This window comes from Streptomyces sp. WMMC940 (assembly GCF_027460265.1).
GTDB lineage: Bacteria > Actinomycetota > Actinomycetes > Streptomycetales > Streptomycetaceae > Streptomyces.
Genome location: NZ_JAPZBC010000001.1, coordinates 2215200 through 2236240 on the forward strand (window position 1 = coordinate 2215200; position 21041 = coordinate 2236240).

At 69.7% G+C, this 21041-nt stretch carries 15 protein-coding genes and 1 pseudogene; 4 read left to right on the forward strand and 12 right to left on the reverse strand.

Translation table 11 applies throughout. The annotated features are described in order from the left end of the window. The first annotated feature begins 190 nt into the window (after nucleotides 1–190). The 3 genes from pta to pyk all read left to right on the forward strand — a co-directional run bounded on the left by pta (nucleotide 191) and on the right by pyk (nucleotide 5036). On the forward strand, nucleotides 191–2272 hold the full coding sequence (gene pta / locus O7595_RS09610; RefSeq protein ID WP_269728297.1) for a phosphate acetyltransferase: 2082 nt from the start codon (nucleotides 191–193) through the stop codon (nucleotides 2270–2272). Then, nucleotides 2269–3528 (forward strand): acetate kinase, encoded by a 1260-nt coding sequence (locus O7595_RS09615; protein ID WP_269728298.1) that lies wholly within the window; start codon nucleotides 2269–2271, stop codon nucleotides 3526–3528. The genes pta and O7595_RS09615 overlap by 4 nt, the downstream gene beginning before the upstream one ends. Nucleotides 3529–3602: 74 nt before the next feature. Then, nucleotides 3603–5036 (forward strand): pyruvate kinase, encoded by a 1434-nt coding sequence (gene pyk, locus O7595_RS09620; RefSeq protein ID WP_269728299.1) that lies wholly within the window; start codon nucleotides 3603–3605, stop codon nucleotides 5034–5036. A gap of 83 nt (nucleotides 5037–5119) precedes the next feature. Here pyk and O7595_RS09625 read toward each other — a convergent pair. From O7595_RS09625 to O7595_RS09655, 7 genes and pseudogenes are all read right to left on the reverse strand, one after another. After that, nucleotides 5120–5758: pseudogene (locus tag O7595_RS09625) on the reverse strand (transposase); the annotation flags it as partial. 205 nt (nucleotides 5759–5963) lie between these two features. Next, complete coding sequence (locus tag O7595_RS09630) at nucleotides 5964–6641, reverse strand: hypothetical protein (protein ID WP_269728300.1); 678 nt, start codon at nucleotides 6639–6641, stop codon at nucleotides 5964–5966. Nucleotides 6642–6651: 10 nt separating this feature from the next. After that, nucleotides 6652–11346, reverse strand: a complete 4695-nt coding sequence (locus O7595_RS09635) for a ricin-type beta-trefoil lectin domain protein (protein ID WP_269732435.1) — start codon at nucleotides 11344–11346, stop codon at nucleotides 6652–6654. 650 nt (nucleotides 11347–11996) lie between these two features. Further along, nucleotides 11997–13319: a hypothetical protein gene (locus O7595_RS09640; RefSeq protein ID WP_269728301.1), complete on the reverse strand. Its 1323-nt coding sequence runs from the start codon at nucleotides 13317–13319 to the stop codon at nucleotides 11997–11999. Further along, nucleotides 13309–13851 carry a DUF6114 domain-containing protein gene (locus tag O7595_RS09645; protein ID WP_269728302.1) on the reverse strand — a complete coding sequence of 181 codons (543 nt, stop codon included), beginning with the start codon at nucleotides 13849–13851 and terminating at the stop codon, nucleotides 13309–13311. The genes O7595_RS09640 and O7595_RS09645 overlap by 11 nt, the downstream gene beginning before the upstream one ends. Nucleotides 13852–13948: 97 nt before the next feature. Continuing rightward, on the reverse strand, nucleotides 13949–14578 hold the full coding sequence (locus O7595_RS09650; protein ID WP_269728303.1) for a DUF6230 family protein: 630 nt from the start codon (nucleotides 14576–14578) through the stop codon (nucleotides 13949–13951). Between the two features lie 646 nt (nucleotides 14579–15224). Continuing rightward, nucleotides 15225–16193, reverse strand: coding sequence for a tetratricopeptide repeat protein (locus O7595_RS09655; protein WP_269728304.1), 969 nt, complete (start codon nucleotides 16191–16193; stop codon nucleotides 15225–15227). Nucleotides 16194–16409: 216 nt separating this feature from the next. Between O7595_RS09655 and O7595_RS09660 the strand changes: the two genes are divergently transcribed. Continuing rightward, on the forward strand, nucleotides 16410–17051 hold the full coding sequence (locus O7595_RS09660; RefSeq protein ID WP_269732436.1) for a TetR/AcrR family transcriptional regulator: 642 nt from the start codon (nucleotides 16410–16412) through the stop codon (nucleotides 17049–17051). A gap of 311 nt (nucleotides 17052–17362) precedes the next feature. On the opposite strand, the gene O7595_RS09665 is transcribed toward O7595_RS09660, so the two are convergent. The 5 genes from O7595_RS09665 to O7595_RS09685 form a co-directional block, all read right to left on the reverse strand. After that, complete coding sequence (locus tag O7595_RS09665; RefSeq protein ID WP_269728305.1) at nucleotides 17363–19063, reverse strand: acyl-CoA mutase large subunit family protein; 1701 nt, start codon at nucleotides 19061–19063, stop codon at nucleotides 17363–17365. 73 nt (nucleotides 19064–19136) lie between these two features. Beyond that, nucleotides 19137–19469: a DUF3817 domain-containing protein gene (locus O7595_RS09670; protein ID WP_269728306.1), complete on the reverse strand. Its 333-nt coding sequence runs from the start codon at nucleotides 19467–19469 to the stop codon at nucleotides 19137–19139. Between the two features lie 88 nt (nucleotides 19470–19557). After that, the gene (locus tag O7595_RS09675) at nucleotides 19558–20067 is read right to left on the reverse strand and encodes a MarR family winged helix-turn-helix transcriptional regulator (protein WP_269732437.1); all 510 of its coding nucleotides are present in this window, start codon (nucleotides 20065–20067) and stop codon (nucleotides 19558–19560) included. Nucleotides 20068–20276: 209 nt separating this feature from the next. After that, a complete protein-coding gene (locus tag O7595_RS09680) occupies nucleotides 20277–20570 on the reverse strand; it encodes an MTH1187 family thiamine-binding protein (RefSeq protein WP_269728307.1) in 294 nt (97 codons plus the stop codon). Beyond that, nucleotides 20567–20911 carry a DUF3817 domain-containing protein gene (locus O7595_RS09685; protein ID WP_269728308.1) on the reverse strand — a complete coding sequence of 115 codons (345 nt, stop codon included), beginning with the start codon at nucleotides 20909–20911 and terminating at the stop codon, nucleotides 20567–20569. The genes O7595_RS09680 and O7595_RS09685 overlap by 4 nt, the downstream gene beginning before the upstream one ends. Nucleotides 20912–21041 lie beyond the last annotated feature (130 nt).

Below are 21041 nucleotides of genomic sequence, written 5' to 3' on the forward strand. Positions count from 1 at the left end.
TGAGCCTCATTCCGATTCTCACACGCAGGGACGGGTCCACGCCGGTCCGGCGACCCCGGACCCGGCGGGCGCCTTACCCAGCCGTGGAGGTATTGTCAAGGGGATATTGCCACCCTATCGAGTTTTCTTGAGCCCGAGCGCAGCGGGCACCTCGCGCTCGGCCGCGGCCCAGCAGGACAGGAGAGCACGCGTGACGCGCAGCGTGTACGTGACCGGGATCGACCGCGGGGACGGTCGCCAGGTGGTGGACCTGGGAGTCATGGAGCTCCTGACCCGCCAGGTGGACCGCGTGGGGGTGTTCCGGCCCCTTGTGCACGACGGACCCGATCGTCTGTTCGATCTGCTGCGGGTGCGCTACCGGCTCTCCCAGGATCCCGCGACCGCGTACGGCATGGACTACCGCGAGGCAGCGGCGCTGCAGGCCGAGAAGGGCACCGACGAACTGGTCTCCCGGCTGGTCGACCGCTTCCACGAGGTGGCCCGCGACTACGAGGTCGTGCTCGTCCTCGGCACCGACTTCCGCGCCACCCAGCTTCCCGACGAGCTGGCCCTCAACGCGCGTCTGGCCAACGAGTTCGGCGCCTCGGTGATACCCGTCGTCGGCGGCAAGGGCCAGACGGCCGAGTCCGTACGGGCCGAGGCCCGCAACGCCCACCGGGCCTACGAGGTACTGGGCTGCGACGTCCTCGCGATGATCGTGAACCGGGTGGCGGCCGAGGACCGCGACGTGATCGCCGAGCGCCTCTCGACCCGGCTCCCCGTCCCCTGCTACGTCCTGCCGGACGAGCCGGCGCTGGCCGCGCCCACGGTCGCCCAGGTCAGCCAGGCCCTGGGGGCCACCGTGCTGCTCGGGGACGATTCCGGGCTCGCCCGGGACGCGCTCGACTTCGTCTTCGGCGGCGCGATGCTGCCGAACGTGCTGAACGCCCTGAAGCCCGGTTGCATGCTCGTCACCCCCGGCGACCGCGCCGACCTGGTGGTGGGTGCGCTGGCGGCCCACTCCGCGGGCACCCCGCCGATCGCGGGCCTGCTGCTGACCCTCGACGAACGCCCGGGCGAGTCGATCCTCACCCTCGCGTCCCGCCTCGCCCCCGGCACCCCCGTCATCTCGGTGCCCGGCGGCTCCTGGCCGACCGCCACCGAACTGTTCTCGCTGGAAGGCAAGTTGAACGCCGCTACCCCGCGCAAGGCGGAGACCGCGCTCGGTCTCTTCGAGCGGCACGTCGACACCGGGGGCCTCGTCACGCGTCTGGAGGTCGCCCGCACGGGACGGGTCACCCCCATGATGTTCGAGCACGACCTGCTGGAGCAGGCCCGTGCCGACCGCCGCCGCGTGGTGCTGCCCGAGGGCACCGAGGAGCGGGTGCTGCGCGCCGCGGACGTGCTGGTGCGTCGTGACGTCTGCGATCTGACGCTGCTCGGGGACACCGACGTCATCCGCAAGAAGTCCGCCGACCTCGGCATCGACCTGGGCGACGTGCAGCTGATCGACCCCGCGGCCTCCGAGCTGCGGCCGCGCTTCGCCGAGCTGTACGCGCAGATGCGCGCCCACAAGGGCGTCACGGTGGAGCTGGCCCACGACGTCGTTGCGGACGTCAACTACTTCGGCACCCTGATGGTCCAGGAGGGCCTGGCCGACGGCATGGTGTCGGGCTCGGTCCACTCCACGGCCGCCACGATCCGCCCCTCCTTCGAGATCATCAAGACCAAGCCCGGGGCGTCGATCGTGTCGTCGGTGTTCTTCATGTGCCTGGCGGACAAGGTTCTCGTGTACGGCGACTGCGCGGTCAATCCCGACCCGGACGCCGAACAGCTCGCGGACATCGCGGTGCAGTCGGCGGCGACGGCCTCCCGCTTCGGCGTCGAGCCGAGGATCGCGATGCTGTCGTACTCCACCGGCACCTCGGGCTCCGGCGCGGACGTGGACAAGGTGCGCGAGGCGACCAAGCTGGTGCGCGAACGCCACCCCGAGCTCCGGATCGAGGGTCCGATCCAGTACGACGCGGCGGTCGAGCCGTCCGTCGCCGCCACCAAGCTGCCGGACTCCGAGGTCGCGGGCCAGGCCACCGTCCTGGTCTTCCCCGACCTCAACACCGGCAACAACACCTACAAGGCCGTACAGCGTTCCGCCGGCGCCGTCGCCGTCGGCCCGGTTCTCCAGGGCCTGCGCAAGCCGGTCAACGACCTCTCGCGCGGCGCGCTCGTCAGCGACATCGTCAACACGGTCGCGATCACCGCGATCCAGTCCCAGGGTCAGGAGTTCACCGCATGACCGGTTCCGCCACCGCCACTCGTGTCCTGGTCCTCAACTCCGGCTCCTCGTCGGTCAAGTACCAGCTCCTCGACATGGAGGACGGCACCCGGCTGGCCGTCGGACTCGTCGAGCGCATCGGGGAGGAGACGTCACGGGTGGTGCACACCCCGCTGACCGACGGGGCCGGGAGGCGGGAGCGCACCGGTGCCGTCCCGGACCACGCCGCCGCGCTGAAGGCGGTCGCCGACGAGCTGGCCCGCGACGGACTGGGCCTGGACTCCCCCGAGCTCGCGGCGATCGGTCACCGGGTGGTGCACGGAGGGCTGAGGTTCTCCGCCCCGACCGTGATCACCGACGAGGTCATGGCCGAGATCGAGCGACTGGTCCCGGTGGCGCCGCTGCACAACCCGGCCAACATCACCGGCATCCGCACGGCCCAGGCGCTCCGCCCCGACCTGCCCCAGGTCGCCGTCTTCGACACCGCGTTCCACACCACCATGCCGGAGTACGCGGCGCGCTACGCGATCGACGTGGAGACCGCCGACGCGCACCGGATCCGCCGCTACGGCTTCCACGGAACCTCGCACGCGTATGTGTCCCGCCGGGCCGCCGAGCTCCTGGGCAAGGCGCCGGAGGACGTGAACCTGATCGTGCTGCACCTGGGCAACGGCGCTTCGGCGTCCGCGGTCCGGGGCGGGCGCTGTGTGGACACGTCGATGGGTCTGACCCCCCTGGAAGGGCTGGTCATGGGTACCCGCTCCGGGGACATCGACCCGGCGGTCACGTTCCACCTCAAGCGGGTGGCGGGGATGTCCGAGGACGACGTGGACGTGCTGCTCAACAAGAGGAGCGGCCTGGTCGGCCTCTGCGGCGACAACGACATGCGGGAGATCCGGCGGCGGATCGAGGAGGGGGACGAGCGCGCGCGGCTCGCCTTCGAGATCTACGTCCACCGGCTGAAGAAGTACATCGGCGCGTATTACGCGGTGCTCGGACGGGTGGACGCGGTGGTGTTCACGGCGGGGGTCGGCGAGAACTCCGCTCCCGTGCGGGAGGCTGCCGTCGCCGGTCTGGAGGAGTTGGGGCTCGTGGTGGACGCGGACCTCAACGCCGTACGGTCGGACGTGCCGCGGTTCGTCTCGCCCGACTACGCGCGGGTGGCGGTCGCCGTGGTGCCGACCGACGAGGAACTGGAGATCGCCCGGCAGACTTTCGCGCTGGTCGGCGCGGACCCTCGGGACCGCGACCGAGCGGCGCGGAAAGGCAACGCCTGAGCGGCCCGGCGCCCATTTGTACATTCCACCAGACGGAATATTCCGCGTAGAAACAAACCGATAGGATCCGCCTCATGCGCCGTTCCAAAATCGTCTGCACACTGGGCCCCGCCGTCGACTCCTACGAGCAGCTGAAAGCGCTCATCGAGGCCGGCATGAACGTGGCCCGTTTCAACATGAGCCACGGGACCCACGCCGAGCACCAGGAGCGGTACGACCGCCTCCGGCGCGCGGCGGCGGAGACCGGCCGCGCCGTGGGCGTGCTCGCCGACCTCCAGGGCCCGAAGATCCGTCTGGAGACCTTCGCCGAGGGACCGGTCGAACTGGTCCGCGGTGACGAGTTCACGATCACCACCGAGGACGTGCCGGGCGACAAGTCGGTCTGCGGCACGACCTACAAGGGCCTGCCCGGCGACGTCTCCAAGGGCGACCAGATCCTGATCAACGACGGCAACGTGGAGCTGCGCGCGGTCGAGGTCGAGGGACCGCGGGTGAAGACGGTCGTCATCGAGGGCGGCGTCATCTCGGACCACAAGGGCATCAACCTGCCCGGTGCGGCCGTGAACGTCCCCGCGCTGTCGGAGAAGGACATCGAGGACCTCCGCTTCTCCCTGCGCATGGGCTGCGACCTGGTCGCGCTCTCCTTCGTGCGCGACGCCAACGACGTCAAGGACGTCCACAAGGTGATGGACGAGGAGGGCCGCCGGGTCCCCGTCATCGCCAAGGTGGAGAAGCCGCAGGCCGTGGAGAACATGGCGGACGTCGTCATGGCCTTCGACGGCGTGATGGTGGCGCGCGGCGACCTGGCCGTCGAGTACCCCCTGGAGCGGGTCCCGATGGTGCAGAAGCGGCTGATCGAGCTGTGCCGGCGCAACGCCAAGCCGGTGATCGTCGCGACCCAGATGATGGAGTCGATGATCACCAACTCCCGCCCCACCCGCGCCGAGGCGTCCGACGTCGCCAACGCGATCCTGGACGGCGCCGACGCGGTCATGCTCTCGGCCGAGTCCTCGGTCGGCGCGTACCCGATCGAGACCGTCAAGACGATGTCCAAGATCGTCAGCGCGGCAGAGGAGGAGCTCCTCGCCAAGGGCCTGCAGCCCCTGGTCCCGGGCAAGAAGCCGCGCACCCAGGGCGGTTCGGTCGCCCGCGCCGCCGCCGAGATCGCCGACTTCCTCGGCGGCAAGGCCCTGGTCGCGTTCACCAAGTCCGGCGACACCGCCCGCCGCCTCTCCCGCTACCGCGCGGAGCAGCCCATCCTGGCCTTCACCACGGACGAGTCCACCTGCAACCAGCTCACGCTGAGCTGGGGGGTCGAGCCCTTCATCGCGCCGTTCGTGGAGACCACGGACGCGATGGTCGACCTGGTGGACGCGGCACTGCTGAAGCTCCAGCGCTACAGCGAGGGCGACGTCATGATCATCACCGCCGGCTCCCCTCCCGGCGTCCCCGGCACCACGAACATGGTCCGGGTGCACCACCTCGGCGGCGACAAGCACCCCGCCTGACCGGGCCGCCCGTTCGCGCCTTCGGGGCCGCACCCCCGCGGGATGCTGTTGGCGAATTCGGGCCTGGTTGCTTCGCCCCGTCGCTATGCGGCGGGGCGGAGTGCTGTCAGGGGGCTGGTGCGGGTGCGGGCTCGGGGTGTGTGGGTGAGCCAGGCGTCGATGCGGATGAGGTTGACGGCGGCGCCGGTGAGCTGGTGTTGGAGGCTGGTCTTGGCCAGGCCACGGTAGCGGGATCTGCGCAGGCCGCAGGCGTGCACGGCTTGGGAGATGGTGCCCTCGACACCGGCACGGATCTTGTAGCGGTCCTTCCACGCGTCGGTTGCCTGAAGCTTTCGCGCCTGCTGGAGTGCTTCGTATTCGTCGCGGGGTCTGAGGTTGATCTCCCGGCGCCGGGGCTTGGGGGAGTTGACGCATTCGCGCAGCTGAGGGCAGGGGCCGCAGTCAGCGGGGGAGAACCGGACCCGGACAGTCGGCAGGCCCTCCTTCGAACGGCGCTCGGCCCATTGCGTGCTGACAACGCCGTTCGGGCAGGTCACGCGCTGCTTGTCCCAATCGATGGTGAACGCGTCCTGGCCGAACTCGGCATCGCCGCGGGCGTGCGGAACAGTCACCGCTTTCAGCGGTCCGTGCAGGTCGACCCGGTGGTCACGGCTGGCCGCGGCCAGGGCGCCACCGTTGGCATAGCCGGTATCAACCCAGTGCTCGCCCGGCAGTGAGCAGTCCCCGTGCCCGTATGCCGCGGGCTTGCAGTCGCCCTCAGGAAGACCGACCGATCTCCACGGCAGCGCTCGGCAGCCAGTCGGCATGTGGCATGGATTGAAGATTTCCGTCACCGACAACGCCATGCGCCGCACCGAACGCGAGTGGTGGGAAGAAACCCCGCCAGGGATTACCCGGCGGGGTTTCCACTTCATCGGCTTGCCGAGGTCACTGTTCGTTCAGAGCGGCTCGCAGACGGGCGATCAGCTCGTCAGCCGGCACCTCGACCCAGGCGGCCCTTGGCACTCCGACGCGGACCTCATAACGCTCCCCTTCCAGCTCATGCACCAAAACCTGACGGCTCGCTCCGTCGAGCGGGTCCACTCTCAGGCGGACGGCACCATGCGAGATCGTCGGAAACATGTGCCGTAGCACCTCATCCTCATGGAGGCGGCGGAGAAGGCCCCAATGCTTCCGATGGAATTCGGTCGACAGAAGGTCGGCCCACTGTGAAGACGTAGGCTCGTCCCTCTCGAGCGCCCTGGCGAATTCGTCGAGGTCCAGGAACGTGAATCTCGCCGCCAGCTCGTCGAACGCCACACCTTCCCGCCATGCGGCGACCATCTGCACGAGCAACTCCAGACGGTCCGTCGAGCCGATCTCCCAGGTGAACCCGAGAACGTCCCAGGTGAACCCGGGGATATGGACACGTACCCGGAACCGACGCTCCTCGGTCGCGGGCACGACCGACACGAGCCCCCTCGCCGTCTCGATGGTGATGGCGCCGGCGGTCGAGGGTGCCGGCCAGATCTCGCCTCCGCGCAGCTTCGCAGCCTCTTTCATCGCCGATACCAGGCCGCCCGAAGCGGTGACATCCGGATACAGGTCTTTCCGATGAGTGTCCATACTCGATTCCTCAGCAGTGACAGGATCCGATGATCGAAGGCTTCAAAGGGGCGAGATCTCCGTCCAGCACCGATAGATCCGGCATGTCCGTCGAGGGATCCACTCGCATAGCCCCATCCGGCCCCGAAGGGGAGTAGAACTTGATCGAACTCCACGGGCGTTGGCCGTTGACGAGCGCCCTCGCAATCATCGACATCTCGTAGTCCGTGGCATGTCCGGCCTCACCGGCCCTCAGACCGCGCTGGGCGGCAGCCATGAAGCCGCCGAGCTCGTTCAGTCCCGTCATGTTGACGTGGAGCGTCACCTTCGGGTCGGCGATGGCCATTTCGGCCATCCGGGCGAAGTCCTTCGCGGACGCCCCGGACAAGGTGGTGAACTTGTTCTCGGGAAGCTTTGCCCACTCGTCGAGCTTGCCCTTGTTCTGCCACCCCAAGGCGAGCTTACAGTTGTGTACGAGAACCGGGGTGGCACCCGCCAGCACGAAGAACGTGTGCAGGTCGTCGACCGTGAGGTCGTAGACCGTGCGCGGGGCCAAGCCGGAGCGGGCGTGGAGAGCAGTCACCGCGCGTACGGAGCCGTCCGGGGTGCGCAGTCGGTCGCCGACGCGGAGGTCGGAGACAAGTGTCCATCCGCGGGCCACCACGTAGAACTTGTGCCCCGCGGTGCTGGCCAACTTCCCACCGCCCACGACAGTGATGTCCACCAGCCGCCGCGTGTCGTGCTTGAAGGTGTCGGTGACCTTCCGGGCCTGCAGCTGGCCGGAAGCCGGATCCGTGGCCTTCACGAGGTCTCCCACGCCCACCTGGCTGATGGGTCGTTGTGAGCCGTCCGCCATCAGGACCCGGGTGGTGCCGGGGAAGCTGTTCACCTTGCAGGAGGTGTACAGGTCTTCGTAGGCGTTGATTGTGGCGTTGAGCTTGGCGAGGGTCCCGGGATCCAGCTCAAGGGCCTGAAGGGCCTTGAACGCATCGCGGACCCCGACGCCGGTCTTCATGGCGGCGTCCAAAGCCTGGAGGCCTTCGAAGACCTTGCCGAGCGCCTTGCCGGGGATGAAGTTGCTCGCGGCCCAGGCGCAGCCACTGGCGCTGCCGTGCCAGCAGTCGACGAAGTCCTGGACCAGGACCGCTTTGATGACCTGGTAGGTGGCGGTCATCTCGATGAGCTGCCACTTGCTGAAGTACCGGGTGACGTCCTTCTTCAGACCTGGAATGCGCTTGCTCTCGACGAGCAGCGTGTCCCGCTTGGGGCAGGTTCCGCCGCTGGCTGTCGTGTCGGGGTTCGTGCAGAGAAAGAAGTCGACCACGGCGCTGAAGGTGACCGTGAACGTGGTGGTGCAGCCCTGGAAGCCGACCGTGATTTCGCAGGGGTTGTGCTGCTTGGCGTCGGTGATCTCGATGCTGTCCTCGTCGACGACGTACCAGGTGCCGCCGACACCGGTGCCCGCGCCGGTGGAGACCTGCTTGTTCGCCGCGTTGCGCGCCGCTTCCTCCGCGGCCTTCTGCGCCTCCTTGGCGTACTTCAGTGCGTCCTTGGCCGCCTGCTCGGCTTCGGTTGCGGCAGCGGCGGCTCGGTCGGCCGCGGCGCGGGCGTCCTTGGCCGCCTGCTCGGCCGCGTCCGCGGCGTTGCGAGCCGACTGGGCGTCGAGTGCGGCCTGGTCGGCGGAGGCACGGGCCTCCTTGGCGTAGCCCTCGGCGCGCCCTGCCGCCTGGTCGGCGGCGGCTGCGTCAGCGGTGGCCTGACGGTCGTACTCGATGGTACGAGCCAACGACTGCGATGCCCTGGACGCCGCCTGGGCGGCGTCCGCCGCGTAGCCCAGCGCCTCCTTGGAGTAGGTACGGGCGTCGGCCGCATGTGCGGCGGCGTTGGCCGCGTGCTGGTGGGCGAGCTTCGCATCGCCTGTTGCCTGGTCGGCGAGGTTCTTCGCGGCTGAGGCTTCGGCCTGCGCGTTTCTGGCGTGGGCGTCGGCGACGGCCTTCTGCTGCTCCGCGATCGACTTGGACGCCTGACCGGTCAGCACGACCAGGTTCGCGGCCGAGTCGGTGGTGACGTACGGGGAGCCGAGCTGGATCGCGTCGTTGGCCGGCTTGGCGACCTGTGCCGCGGCGTTGCCGGCGTCGACGGCGGCCTGCGCGGTGACGTGGGCGAAGCCCGCCGCCCTCGCCGAAGCGGCCAGAGCCTTGGCCGCCTCCTTGCTCGCCTCGTCCGCGTGCGACTTGGCGGTCTTGGCGAGCTTTTCCGCCTCGTCGGCCAGCTTGACGGCCGTGTCGGCTTCTTCGGAGGCGTGCTTGGACGCCTTGATGGCGTCGGCCACAGCGCTGGTCGCGGTCGCGACGGCGGCGTCGGCCCTCAGCTTGGCCGCCTGGGCGGCGTCCGCGTTCGAACGGGCCCGCTTGGCGGCCGCCTCGGCGCGGGTGGCCGCGGCGTCGGCCTCGGCCGCTGCCCCGGATGCGGCATCCGCCGCGGCCCGTGCGCGGCCGGCGGCCGCTTCGGCGTCGTCCGCGTGCGCGGCTGCGGCGTTGGCTGCCGCTCTGGACTCCTGGGCGTTGCTGTCGGACTCGTGGGCCTGGGCGAACGCCTCCTTCGCGTCGGCCTTGGCCCGGGCGGCGTCCGCCTTCTGCGCGGCGTCCCACGCGTCCTCGTTCAGGTCGCGGGCCTTGTCACGCGCCTTGACCGCGTCGTTCTTCCGCGCGACCGCGGTCGCCTCAGCTGCCTCCGCCTTCTCCTTGGCGTCCTTGGCGTTGGCCGCCTCGGCCTGCGCCGTCTGCTTGTGCCGGTTGGCCTCGGCCTGCTTGGCGGCGGCGGTCTCCTTCTCCGCCTTGGCCGTCTTCTCCTCGGCCTCCGCCGCCAGCCGCTTCGCATGTGCGTCAGCAGCCGCCGCCTTCGCGTCCGCCTCCGCCTTCAGCGCGACCGCGAGCTTCGCCTCCGCCGTCTCCTTGTCCTTCTTGGCATTGTCCCGGTGCAGCTTGGCCGCGTCCGCGGCAGCCTTCGCCTGCAACTCGGCGGCGTACGCGGCCTGCTTACGGAACTCGGCCTTGGCCTGCGCGGCCTGCGCCAGAGCCCGCTGCGTGATCGTCTCGCTGTCGCCCGCGGAGGCGCGGGTGGCGGCCTCGGCAGTCTCACCGGCCTTCACCATCGCCGTCAGCGCGGCGACGGCACCCTTGGTGACCTGTGCCTTCTGCTGGCCCACCAGCAGACCACGCCCCCGCGGTGCCCCGTTCTTGTCGGCGATCGCGTAGGCAGCCTGCTCGGCGGTGTCAGAGGAAGCAGCCGAGTTCTTGGCCTTCTCCAACTGGGCCTTGAGCACGGCCAGTTGCTTCTTCGCCCCGGCCTGGGTGTCGATGACACCCTTCTTGGCCTTGGCGAACTGCGCCTTGTCCGGGTACGACAGGCTGTCCGTCCCCTTGTGCCCGGACGGCTTGATCAGGAACTTCTGCGCACTGGCGTTCTTGCAGTCCCACAGCCGCGCGTCGGTGCTCTTGGTGAACGCGCTCAGGTCCAGGCACTTGCCCGTGGACAGGCTCTTCAGGGGCGAGGCGGCACGGACGTCGCCCTTCCACGACTGCCCCTTGGACTTGTAGCAGTCGGAGATCTGGATCTTCGTACCGTTCGCCGACGCGTTCCCTGCCACGTCAAGGCACTTGAACGAACCGACGTTACGTATGTGAAGGTCGTCCTCGCTGCCTTCCAGCATCCACTGCTGCGCCGCGCCGCGGTTGCAGGTGTAGATCTGGACCGGCGTGCCATTGGTCTTGCCACCGCCCTGGACATCCAGGCACATGCCCTTGGCGCCCGGTACTTCGAGCGTCACATAGCTGTCACCGATCCAGCCCACACCACCCGCGGACCAGTAGTCCTGCCAGCGGGCGAGATGGTCGGCGACCCAGGAGTGCCCCAGCAGGTCGCCCAGCACCTTCGCGCCGGTGGCGAGGGACGCGGTGGCGTCCTTGTTGGCGGTCAGGATCTGGTTGCGCTGAAGCTGCTGGGAGGCGATCTCCTGCTGCCACTCCGCCGCGGCGGTGGTGGAGATGTCACGCAGCACCCTGTTCGGGTCCATCGGGTCACGCCATGCGCACGACGCGAACCTGGTCTTCAAGTCCTCGACCGCAATGCGGTGTTCCGCCGTACCCGGCTGCGGCGCGGTGCGAGGGAAGCCGCCGGAGGAGAGGAAGATGCGGGCGTTGTCCGCACCCGTCTTCTCCAGTGACCAGTCAGTCAGGTGCTCGAACGCGCCGTGCTCGGCGACCTGGCGGTCCCACTCCGGCTGCCGCGGATCGGGGTCCTTGCCGTACAGCGGCGAGCCGAGCTCCTTGACGGCCTTCACCGTCTGCTCGTCGGCCTTCGGGGTGGGATCCTGGTAGAAGTCGCTTTCGTTCTTCCAGAATCGGTCGGCGACCCACTTGGACAGGCCGGTCTGCTGGTAGAAGGTGCCCCTGTCGTCCCCCGTTCCGCCGGGAGGCTCGTGGAAGTCCGCAATGGGAGGCTGCTCCAACCCCGCGAGCGGCTTCGTCCACGTGTCCCAGAGTGCATTGAGGCCGTCCGCTTCCCTGGACGCCGTGTCCTTGTCCGACTTGTACGCCTGGGCGAGCGGAGTGTCCTCCCAGTGCTGCCTGTTGGCCAGAACATGCAGCTCGTCCTGCGGCTGGTTCAGACCGTTCTGCGCGACAGCGGCCATGGACGGCCCGCCCAGGCGCAGCACGTCTCCCATCAGGCACTGGTCCTGCCGCAGTTCTTCGGCGGCTGTCTCCTCGAACCAGTCATGGGAGTTGCCGGCCGGGGCGGTCAGCCTGTCGAGAAGGCCGGGCTGAACGGCCGCGCCGCCGAGCACGGCCAGTGCGGCGACGGCCGTGACGGCGGAGGTGAATGTTGCGGAAGTTCGTGATCTGGGTCTGAACAACCCTGGTACCGGGCGCAAGAGAGGATCCTCCGTGGCGAACGAGGGCAGGCCGGGGTGACCGTCGCAGGAGGCAATGACGATGCGCGTGGTTCAGCCTGCTGTCCCTGTGCGGAGACAGGGGCAGCAGGCGGTCGAAGAGTGTGCGCGGTTGGGCCGCTGTCGCGGCATGACGGTGCGCCCGTCCCTCCCCCGTGGCGGCGCTGTTCCCCCGGCCGCCGATTGCTGTGCGTGCGTCATGTGGAGTGGTCAAGATCCACCTCGCACGCGCGACGATCATAGATTCAGATCGGCGCCTCTGAAAAGAGGTGACCCGGCAACCGGCTTCTCCAGATATCGGCCCTCGGCCGGTCGCGGCGTCGCGCCGGTGGTCCCGGACGACAACGACGGGCCATGGAACGACCGTGGGCCGCACCCCTGCGAAGGGTGCGGCCCACGGTCTCTTTCCGCGGCTCCCGGAAGAATCAGCCGGCGTTCCCGCCGGTGAAGTAGTTCTGCAGGCCGGGCACGGACAGCGTGCCGCCGAACTGGCCGGCCTGGGTCACCTTGACGTCGGTGAACATGGCGAACGGGACGTTCAGCGGCGGCGGGGTCTTCGGGCTGAACGTGACCGGGATGATGCCGAAGAGGTTGCCCTTCAGCTCCTCCGTGTACATGGTCACCGTGCCGTTGCGGATGGTGGAGGTGGAGCCCCGCTGCGCCCTGACGTGGGCCGTGGTGCCGTTGGGGCCCTGCACCAGTTGGTGGAGGTCCTTGATGTCCACGCCCGAGGCGGTGAACTTCAGGACCTTCTTGATCTTTCCGCTGCCGGTCCTCACCTCGACGATTCCCTTGTAGTCGAGGCCCGTCAGGGTCAGCCGGGAGCTCTCCAGCACCCACGGCTCGTCCGGCAGCGCCGGGATGCCGGGCTCCGCCTTGGCGTTGGCGAGTGCCTCCGGGTCGGCGGTCGGGCACGGGAAGCGCGGCTTGCCGTCGGCGCCCTCGGGGATGTCCTCGTCCTTGACGGGGTCGAGGCCCTTGACCTTGTCGTCCAGCTCCTCCACCTCGGCGCCGGCCTTCTCGGCGGCGTCCTTGATGGCTTCCTTGGTCTTGTCCGCGGCTTCGTCGGCCGCGTCGGTCACGTCCGAGACCGCGTCCTTCACCGGCTCGGTGGGCTTCGACGCGGTGTCCTCGGCCGGCTTCGACGGTTCCTCGGCGGGCTCGGTCGACTCGCTCGCGGCCGGGGCGGCCTCCGGCTCCTCGTCGGGGCCGTCGAAGAGGTCCTTGATGGCGTCGCCGACACCCAGCGGGTCGAGCGGGTTCCGGGTCTCGGACTCGCTCGGGGTGGGCGTCGGGGACGGGTCGGCCTGCTCCGGCGAGTCGTCGTCCGCGCGACCGGGGTCGGAGGCGGAGGGGCTCGCCCCGGGCTTCGGCTCGTCGGTCTGCTCGTCGGTCTGCTCTTCCGCGGAACCGCTCGGGGACGGCTCGGGCTTGTCCGTCTCCTCCTCGGACGGCTTCTCCGACTCCGAGGCGGACGGCGACGCGGACTCGCTGGGCTCGTCCGACCGCGTCACGCAGGGACCGGGGGCGAACGGGATCTCCTGCTTGTCGTCGGCCAGCGCCAGCTTCGGGGTCAGGCCCATGCCCACGAAGACCGCGGTGGGCATGGCGGCGATGGCCATCGCCTTGCCGGCGGGTATCTGGAGCTTCGTGAACAATCTCTTCCGGGGGGCGGCGTGGCGCGGTCCTCCGGGCGTCCGCCCGTCGGTACCGAGGTCCGCCGCCGGCTGAATCTGATCACCCCGCACTGTTCCTCCCGCCTTCGGCATGGGCACTGGTCTTCTGCGTGACGATGCCGTCGCCCACCTGCGGACCCGGCACCAGCGGCACGTCCTGCCCGTCCGACGGTGCGGAGGAGGCCGGGGCCTGCTCCGCCTCGGCCTTGCCCGGTGCCCAGGAGATCGACAGCGCGCCGCCGATCAGGGCGAAGAGGAAGCCGATGAGGAAGCCGCCGATGTTGGACACCGGGAGGGAGATCAGTGCCAGGAGGATCGCGGCGACACCGGCGAACACCCGCACAATGTGGTGGAACCACATCGTCAGCCCCAGCGTCACCAGGAGCACGCCGATGATCAGCGAGCCCGCACCCGCCGTCGTGGCCATGGCCAGCGTCATATGGCCGATCTTGAGGCTTGCGTACGGGAAGTAGGCGATCGGAATGCCGCCGAGAATGGTGAACAGGCCGGCCCAGAAAGGCCGCTGACCGCGCCAGTCGCGGAAACGCCGCTTGACGACTCGGAGAAAGTGCTCGTTCTGCTGCCCCGGGGACTCGGCGCTCATGGAAAACAGCTCCCTGGAACCGGTGTTGCTCGAAGAAAGTGTGTGGATCGGGCGGACGAGCCCGCCTGCCGGCGTACCCGTCCGCCCTGGCGAGTGCTTAGTAGCACTCCTTGACGCCCTTGTGCAGCTTCATGCTGAGACCGCTCAGCTTGAAGGTGCCGGCGGTGGTCGCCCACGCCGTCTGCCTGACGTCGGTCAGGTGGGCCTCCTCGGCACGCTGGGCGAATCCGAAGGGGTTCGCCTGCGTACCCGGCTGGATGCCCGGCTTGTTGCTCTTGTCGCCGGCGGCGACGCCGATGTCGATGTTCTTGAAGGTGGCGTTCGCGTCGAGCGAGGCCACGTCCAGGTACAGGTTCTCCGCCTCGACCGGCGTGCCCTTGTTGCCGGCGCGCAGCTCGAGGCTGACGTTGCCGAAGATCGGGACGTCAGGGGTGACGACCGACTGGCACATGTTGGTGATCGTTGCGGATCCGAAGGCCGACACCGCGACGGGGTGAGCCGTCTTGTTGCCCTTGAGGTCGGTGCCCTGGGCAAGGCTTCCGTACTGGAAGAAGTCCTTGCCGTTCAGGGAACTGGCCGTCACCTTGAAGCTCTGGCCGGAGACGCTGAACGAAGCCGCCAGCGCGCCCTGGGCCAGGCCCACGCCGATCGCGGCCGTCGCGGCCACGGACGGCACCATGACGACGGCGAACCGCTTCCATCTGGTCCCACCACGAACCTGGGACATAAATTTCCTCCTTCTCGGACGTACATCTCCGGCGCGGACCGTCAAGTCCGCCCTGGGATGGGAGAAGTGCTACGTCCTCGGGAAGGAGAGCGCCGTGCCTCAGGCGCGAGCCGCGTCCGAATCACCGGCGATCACCCCCGAGCGACAACCACTGGCCACGCCTTCGCGCAACCTCGATGGACAGGCCCTGCCGGCGGGGCAGGAACCCCCCTGTCCACGGCCGGCGCCTCTGCCGCCGGCCGACTCGGTGGGGACCCAGGACCGCGGTACGCGGCTGGCTGCCGGGCTGGTGCGGTGATGGACCGAGCGTCGCCGATCGTGGTGCATTAAACGCCGGGGCACAAGGGGGTTCGTTACTCACTAGTAACGGACCGATAACCACGCCACGACGGGGTGATGTCGCCCGGCGACACAGGGTGCCTCAGCCGGGCTCGCCGGACAGGGAGATTGCCACCGAAAAGGGGACAGAAGAACGGGGTTGATTTACTGCGAGTAACAGCGGCCGCGTTTACCAAGTTTTGGTAAAGCGCGGCCGCTGTTTGTCACTCTGTCGTCAAATCGGCCCGCGCGCCCGGCACCCCGGGCGGTGGCCCCCACCCGAGTGCGCCGCCCGGAACGGGGGCAACCGAAACCGGTCTCCTCGGCGTCAGAAGAGGACCCTCGCAAGTGCCGTGCGCGCCGCCGTCACCCGCGGATCGTCCGGGCCGATGACCTCGAAGAGCTCGAGCAGCCGCAGCCGGGCTGCGTCGCGGTCCTCGCCCGCCGTACGGCGCACGGTCTCGACGAGCCGGCCGAAGGCGTCCTGCACATGGCCGCCCGCGAGGTCGAGGTCCGCGGCGGCGATCTGCGCCGGTACGTCGTCGGGACGGTCGGCGGCTTCCCGACGCACCTTCTCCGGGTCCATCTCCCGCACCCGGGACAGCAGTTCCGCCTGCGCGAGGCCCAGCTTGGCCTCGGAGTTCGCGGGGTCGTCGGAGAGGACGTTCCGGTACGCCCGGATGGCACCGCCGAGGTCACCCGCGTCGAGCGCGTCGACCGCGGCCTCGAGCACCGCGTCGTGCGGGCCGGGGGCGGGCGCCGCGACGGCCGCGGAGTCGTCCGCCTCCGCGTCGACGGTCAGACCGGTGAGGCCGAAGCGCTGCTCGCCGACCTGGATCAGCTGGTCGAGGGTCTCGCGGATCTGGGGCTCCGGGGCCAGTCCCTGGAAGAGCGGCAGCGCCTGCCCGGCGACCACCGCGAAGACGGCCGGGATGCCCTGGATCCCGAACTGCTGCATCAGCATCTGGTTGGCTTCGACGTCGATCTTGGCGAGCACGAAGCGGCCGTTGTACTCGCCGGCCATCCGCTCCAGCACCGGGCTCAGCTGCTTGCAGGGCTCGCACCACTCGGCCCAGAAGTCGAGGACGACCGGGACCTCCGCCGAACGCTGGAGGACGTCCCGCTCGAAGCCCGCCTCGTCGACGTCGATCACCAGGGCGGACGGGGGCACCGCACCGCCGCCGCCCTGCCGGGCGGCCTCCGCGCGCGTCTGCTCGGCCTTGGCCTTGGCCTCACCGGCCGCCTTCACCGCGGCGAGGTCGACGACGCCGCTCATGGACATGTTCCTAGGCTGCATGAGTACATCCTCCCCCCTCGGCGCGCACGAGTGAAAAATCCGGAGCGCCGGGCCTGTGCACCGGTCGTGCGCACCGGCCCCGCGCGCCCGCGCCGGGTCCCCACCCGGCGCCAGCGGCTGTCGCTTTCGCTACGAGTCGTAGCGTAACTCTTCCTTGGGGGTGCCGGGGCACGCCCACCGGTGAAGTGGCTCACAGCGATCCACCTACTGGCCGGTATGGTCGCCTCCATGTGCAGTCACCGTCGCCGGATCACCCCCCGTACCGGCCGTCCCCGCAGTGCCGAGGCGGACGCCGCCATCCTCGACGCCACCAGGGCCGCACTGGTGGAGCTGGGGTGGTCGAAGCTGACGCTCGGCGACGTGGCGACCCGGGCCGGGGTGGCGAAGACGACGGTCTACCGGCGCTGGGCGGGCAAGAACGAACTGGTGGTGGACGCGGTCGCGGAGCTCTTCGACGAGCTGGAACTGCCCGACCGGGGCAGCCTCGCCGCGGACATCGAGGGCGTGGTGCTCCAGTTCGCCGCGCTGCTGGAACGGCCGGAGGCCAGGACGGCGCTGATGGCCGTGGTGGCGGAGTCGACGACCGACGAACCACTGCGCGAGCGGATCAGGGTCTCGATCGTGGACCGGCAGAAACGGCTGGTTCTGGAGGGTCGCGCCAGGGCACAGGCGCGCGGCGAGCTCCCGGAGGAGACCGACCCGGCGGCGGCCGCCCGCACCGCCGACCTGATCTTCGACGTGATCGCGGGCGCGGTCGTGCACCGGGCGCTGGTGAGCTGCGAACCCGTCGACGAGAACTGGGTCCGCCGCTTCACCGCGGTGCTGCTGGGCGGACTGGGGGCGGCGGCGCAGACCTGACGGCGGGCCCCGCCGGAGGGACCCACCACGGCGCCGCACCGCCCGGGACCGGCGCACCTCCCCGAACGGCCGGACCTCCCGGGGCGCGCCACAGCCGCCGTCGTCGGCGCGGACGCCGCCGCGGTCCGGGCCGGGCCTGGTGATGGCGCGTCAGATCGCCCGGGCGCACGGTGCGGAGCTGACGGCGGAGAGCGCGCCGGGCGGCGTGCGCCGTTCCGTCGCGCGTTCGCCACGGCGAACGCGAGAAGGACCGGCCGTCGGGCCGCTGCGGCGGCGTGACGGCCGGTCCTCCAGGGGCCGGGCGGTGCGGCTCAGAAGCCGGCGGGCTCGGTGTACGTGCCCCACTCGTCCCGCAGCGCGTTGCAGATCTCGCCCAGGGTGGCCTCGGCACGGACGGCGTCGAGCATGGGCTCGATCATGTTCGAGCCGTCGCGGGCGGCGGCCAGCATCCTCTCCAGCGACGCCTTGACCCGGGCGTCGTCGCGGCGGGCCTTGCGGTCGCCCAGGATGCGGACCTGCTCCCACTCGACCTCGTGGCTGACGCGGAGGATCTCCAGGTCGCCGGTGACGGAGCCGTGGTGGACGTTGACGCCGACGACCCGCTTGTCGCCCTTCTCCAGCGACTGCTGGTAGCGGAAGGCCGATTCGGCGATCTCGCCGGTGAACCAGCCGTCCTCGATTCCGCGCAGGATGCCGGAGGTGATGGGCCCGATGGGGTGCTTCCCGTCCGGGTGGGCGCGCAGTCCGCGCTCCTTGATCTGGTCGAAGATCTTCTCGGCGTCCGCCTCGATACGGTCGGTGAGCTGCTCCACGTACCAGGCACCACCCAGCGGGTCTGCCACGTTGGCGACGCCCGTCTCCTCCATCAGTACCTGTTGCGTGCGCAGGGCGATCTCGGCGGCCTGCTCCGACGGCAGTGCCAGCGTCTCGTCCAGGGCGTTGGTGTGCAGCGAGTTGGTGCCGCCGAGGACGGCCGCGAGTGCCTCTACCGCCGTGCGCACGACGTTGTTGTACGGCTGCTGGGCGGTCAGCGAGACACCGGCCGTCTGGGTGTGGAACCGCAGCCACTGCGCCTTGTCGGTCTTCGCCCCGTAGACCTCCTTCATCCAGCGGGCCCAGATGCGGCGGGCCGCGCGGAACTTGGCGATCTCCTCGAAGAAGTCCAGGTGCGCGTCGAAGAAGAAGGACAGTCCGGGTGCGAAGACGTCCACGTCCAGTCCGCGGCTGAGGCCGAGTTCGACGTACCCGAAGCCGTCGGCGAGCGTGTACGCCAGCTCCTGCGCGGCCGTCGCGCCCGCCTCGCGGATGTGGTAGCCGGAGACGGAGAGCGGCTTGTACGCCGGGATGTCCCGGGCGCAGTACTCCATCAGGTCGCCGATGAGACGCAGATGGGGCTCCGGCTCGAACAGCCATTCCTTCTGGGCGATGTACTCCTTGAAGATGTCGGTCTGGAGCGTGCCGTTCAGGACGCCCGGGTCGACACCCTGCCGCTCGGCGGCGACGAGGTACATGCAGAAGGCGGGGACGGCGGGACCGCTGATCGTCATCGAGGTGGTGACGTCGCCGAGCGGGATGTCCTTGAAGAGGACGTCCATGTCGGCGGCGGAGTCGATGGCGACACCGCAGTGGCCGACCTCGCCGAGGGACCGCGGGTCGTCGGAGTCGCGCCCCATGAGCGTCGGCATGTCGAAGGCGACGCTGAGCCCGCCGCCGCCGGCGGCCAGGATCATCTTGTACCGCTCGTTGGTCTGCTCGGCGTTGCCGAAGCCGGCGAACTGGCGGATGGTCCAGGTACGGCCGCGGTAGCCCGTCGGGTACAGACCGCGGGTGAAGGGGTACTCGCCCGGCCATCCGATCCGCTCGAAGCCGTCGTAGGTGTCGCCGGGCCGGGGCCCGTAGACCGGCTCGACCGGATCACCGGAGAGCGTGGTGAAGTCGGCGTTCCGCTTCTTCGCGGAGTCGTAGCGGGCCTGCCAGCGTCGGCGGCCTTCCTCGATGGCGTCAGCGTCCATACCCACGAATTTACTAGGACGTCCTAGTAAATGTCGATGGCAGACCGCCGTACGCATGCGTACGGCGGAGTGACTACGCCTTGACGACCGCCGGCTCCGACTCGCTGACCAGCGGCGCGACCGAACGCGTGACATTGCGTTCGACGAAGAAGGCGACGAAGGGAATCGTCCCGGAGAGCAGCACCCACAGCAGCTTGCCGAACGGCCACTTGGCCTTGGAGCCGAGGTCGAAGGCGAAGATCAGGTAGATGATGTAGAGGACGCCGTGCGCCTGGGAGACGGCGAAGGTGATGTCCTCACCCGTGTCGAACCCGTACTTGAACACCATGCAGGTGCACAGCACGAGCAGCATGACGGCGGTGACGTAGGCCATCACCCGGTAACGGGTCAGGACGCTCTTCTTCATGGCGATGAGCGTAACGGTCCGCTTTGGGCGATCTTCGGGTGGGTCGGTCCTGGGCCGAGGCGGCCCGCGCCCCGTCCGCAGAGGCGGCTCAGCCCTCGTCGAAGTCGTGCGCCGCGACCCTCAGCGGCCGCAGCAGCGCGAAGATCTCCGCGCACTCCTCGGTGTCGTAGGCGCCGAGCCCGAAGTCCATCTCCATGAGGTCCCGGGTGGCCGCCTCGACGACCTCGCGCCCCTTGTCCGTGATGGAGGCGAGCGTGCCGCGACCGTCGTTGGGGTTGGGCCGCTTGGCGACCAGACCGGACCTCACCAGGCGGTCCACGGTGTTCGTGACGGAGGTCGGGTGGACCATCAGCCGCTCACCGATCTTGGACATCGGCAGCTCCCCGGCCTTGGAGAAGGTGAGCAGCACCAGCGCCTCGTAGCGGGCGAAGGTCAGCCCGTACGGCTTGACCACGGCGTCGACCTCGGCGAGCAGGATCTGGTGGGCCCGCATGATCGAGGTGATCGCGGCCATCGAGGGCACGGGGCCCCAGCGCTGCCGCCAGAGCTCGTCGGCTCGGGCGATGGGGTCGAAGGGAAGGCTGAGCGGCTTCGGCACGGCATCGACCTTACCCACTGGTCATATGCTGGTCAGCCCTGTCTCGCACTTCGGTCCTTCCCCGCCCGAGACCCGGCCGCCTCCCGCCCCGCGGTCCGCCGCGGCCCCCGGTACCGCACGGGTGCTGGGCTGGGCGCGCGGGGCAGGACAGCCCCCGTCCGTTCGGACGCCCGGCCGGGGGCTGCCCCGGGTCGCGGGTGGGACCCGGGTCAGGCGGAGAGGTGGCGCTCGACCGTCTCGACCTTGCTCGTCAGTCCGTCCGCGACACCCGGCCTCACATCGGCCTTGAGGACGAGGGAGACGCGCGGGGCGCGTGCCTCGACCGCGGCGACGGCGCGCCTGACGACGTCCATCACCTCGTCCCAGTCGCCCTCGACCGAGGTGAACATCGCGTCCGTGCGGTTCGGCAGTCCGGACTCGCGGACGACGCGGACCGCGTCGGCGACGTACTCGCCGACGTCCTCGCCCACGCCGAGCGGGGTGACGGAGAAGGCGACGATCACGCGTTCACCGTGCCCTCGCGCCGGGCGCGGGAGGCGATGACCGCGTCCGCGGCGGCGCGCTTGAGCTTGCGGTCGGCGAAGAAGCCGCCGAACGGCACCACCGACAGGACGAAGTAGACCGCGGCCGTCCCGACGTCCCACTTGGTGCGGTTCCAGGCGTCCAGCCAGAAGATCACGTACAGGATGAAGAGGACGCCGTGGATCGCGCCCATGACCGGGACCGCGTTGAACTCCGTCGTGCGCTTGAGCACCGAGCAGACGAGCAGGAGCAGGAAGGACACGGCCTCGGGGCCGGAGACGAGCCGGAGGCGGTGGAGGGCGGAGGCGGTCTTGATGTCCACGGCAGGCACCTTCAGGGGGGAGGGGGCGATGGTCTTGTGAACGGACGCACAAGCGTAGCCATTCTGGCACCGCGCTTTTCCCGCCCTTTACCCGGGTGGCCTCGGGGTCGGGTCAGGGTCGTGTTCATTC

Excerpts from the sequence above, each read along its gene's own strand:
- O7595_RS09655 (WP_269728304.1), bottom strand. The coding sequence starts at position 16,193 with ATGCAGCCTAGGAACATGTCCATGAGCGGCGTCGTCGACCTCGCCGCG.
- pyk (WP_269728299.1), top strand. The coding sequence starts at position 3,603 with ATGCGCCGTTCCAAAATCGTCTGCACACTGGGCCCCGCCGTCGACTCC.
- O7595_RS09635 (WP_269732435.1), bottom strand. The coding sequence starts at position 11,346 with ATGGGAGACGTGCTGCGCCTGGGCGGGCCGTCCATGGCCGCTGTCGCG.
- O7595_RS09630 (WP_269728300.1), bottom strand. The coding sequence starts at position 6,641 with ATGGACACTCATCGGAAAGACCTGTATCCGGATGTCACCGCTTCGGGC.
- O7595_RS09665 (WP_269728305.1), bottom strand. The coding sequence starts at position 19,063 with ATGGACGCTGACGCCATCGAGGAAGGCCGCCGACGCTGGCAGGCCCGC.
- O7595_RS09645 (WP_269728302.1), bottom strand. The coding sequence starts at position 13,851 with ATGAGCGCCGAGTCCCCGGGGCAGCAGAACGAGCACTTTCTCCGAGTC.
- O7595_RS09670 (WP_269728306.1), bottom strand. The coding sequence starts at position 19,469 with ATGAAGAAGAGCGTCCTGACCCGTTACCGGGTGATGGCCTACGTCACC.
- O7595_RS09660 (WP_269732436.1), top strand. The coding sequence starts at position 16,410 with ATGGTCGCCTCCATGTGCAGTCACCGTCGCCGGATCACCCCCCGTACC.
- O7595_RS09650 (WP_269728303.1), bottom strand. The coding sequence starts at position 14,578 with ATGTCCCAGGTTCGTGGTGGGACCAGATGGAAGCGGTTCGCCGTCGTC.
- O7595_RS09615 (WP_269728298.1), top strand. The coding sequence starts at position 2,269 with ATGACCGGTTCCGCCACCGCCACTCGTGTCCTGGTCCTCAACTCCGGC.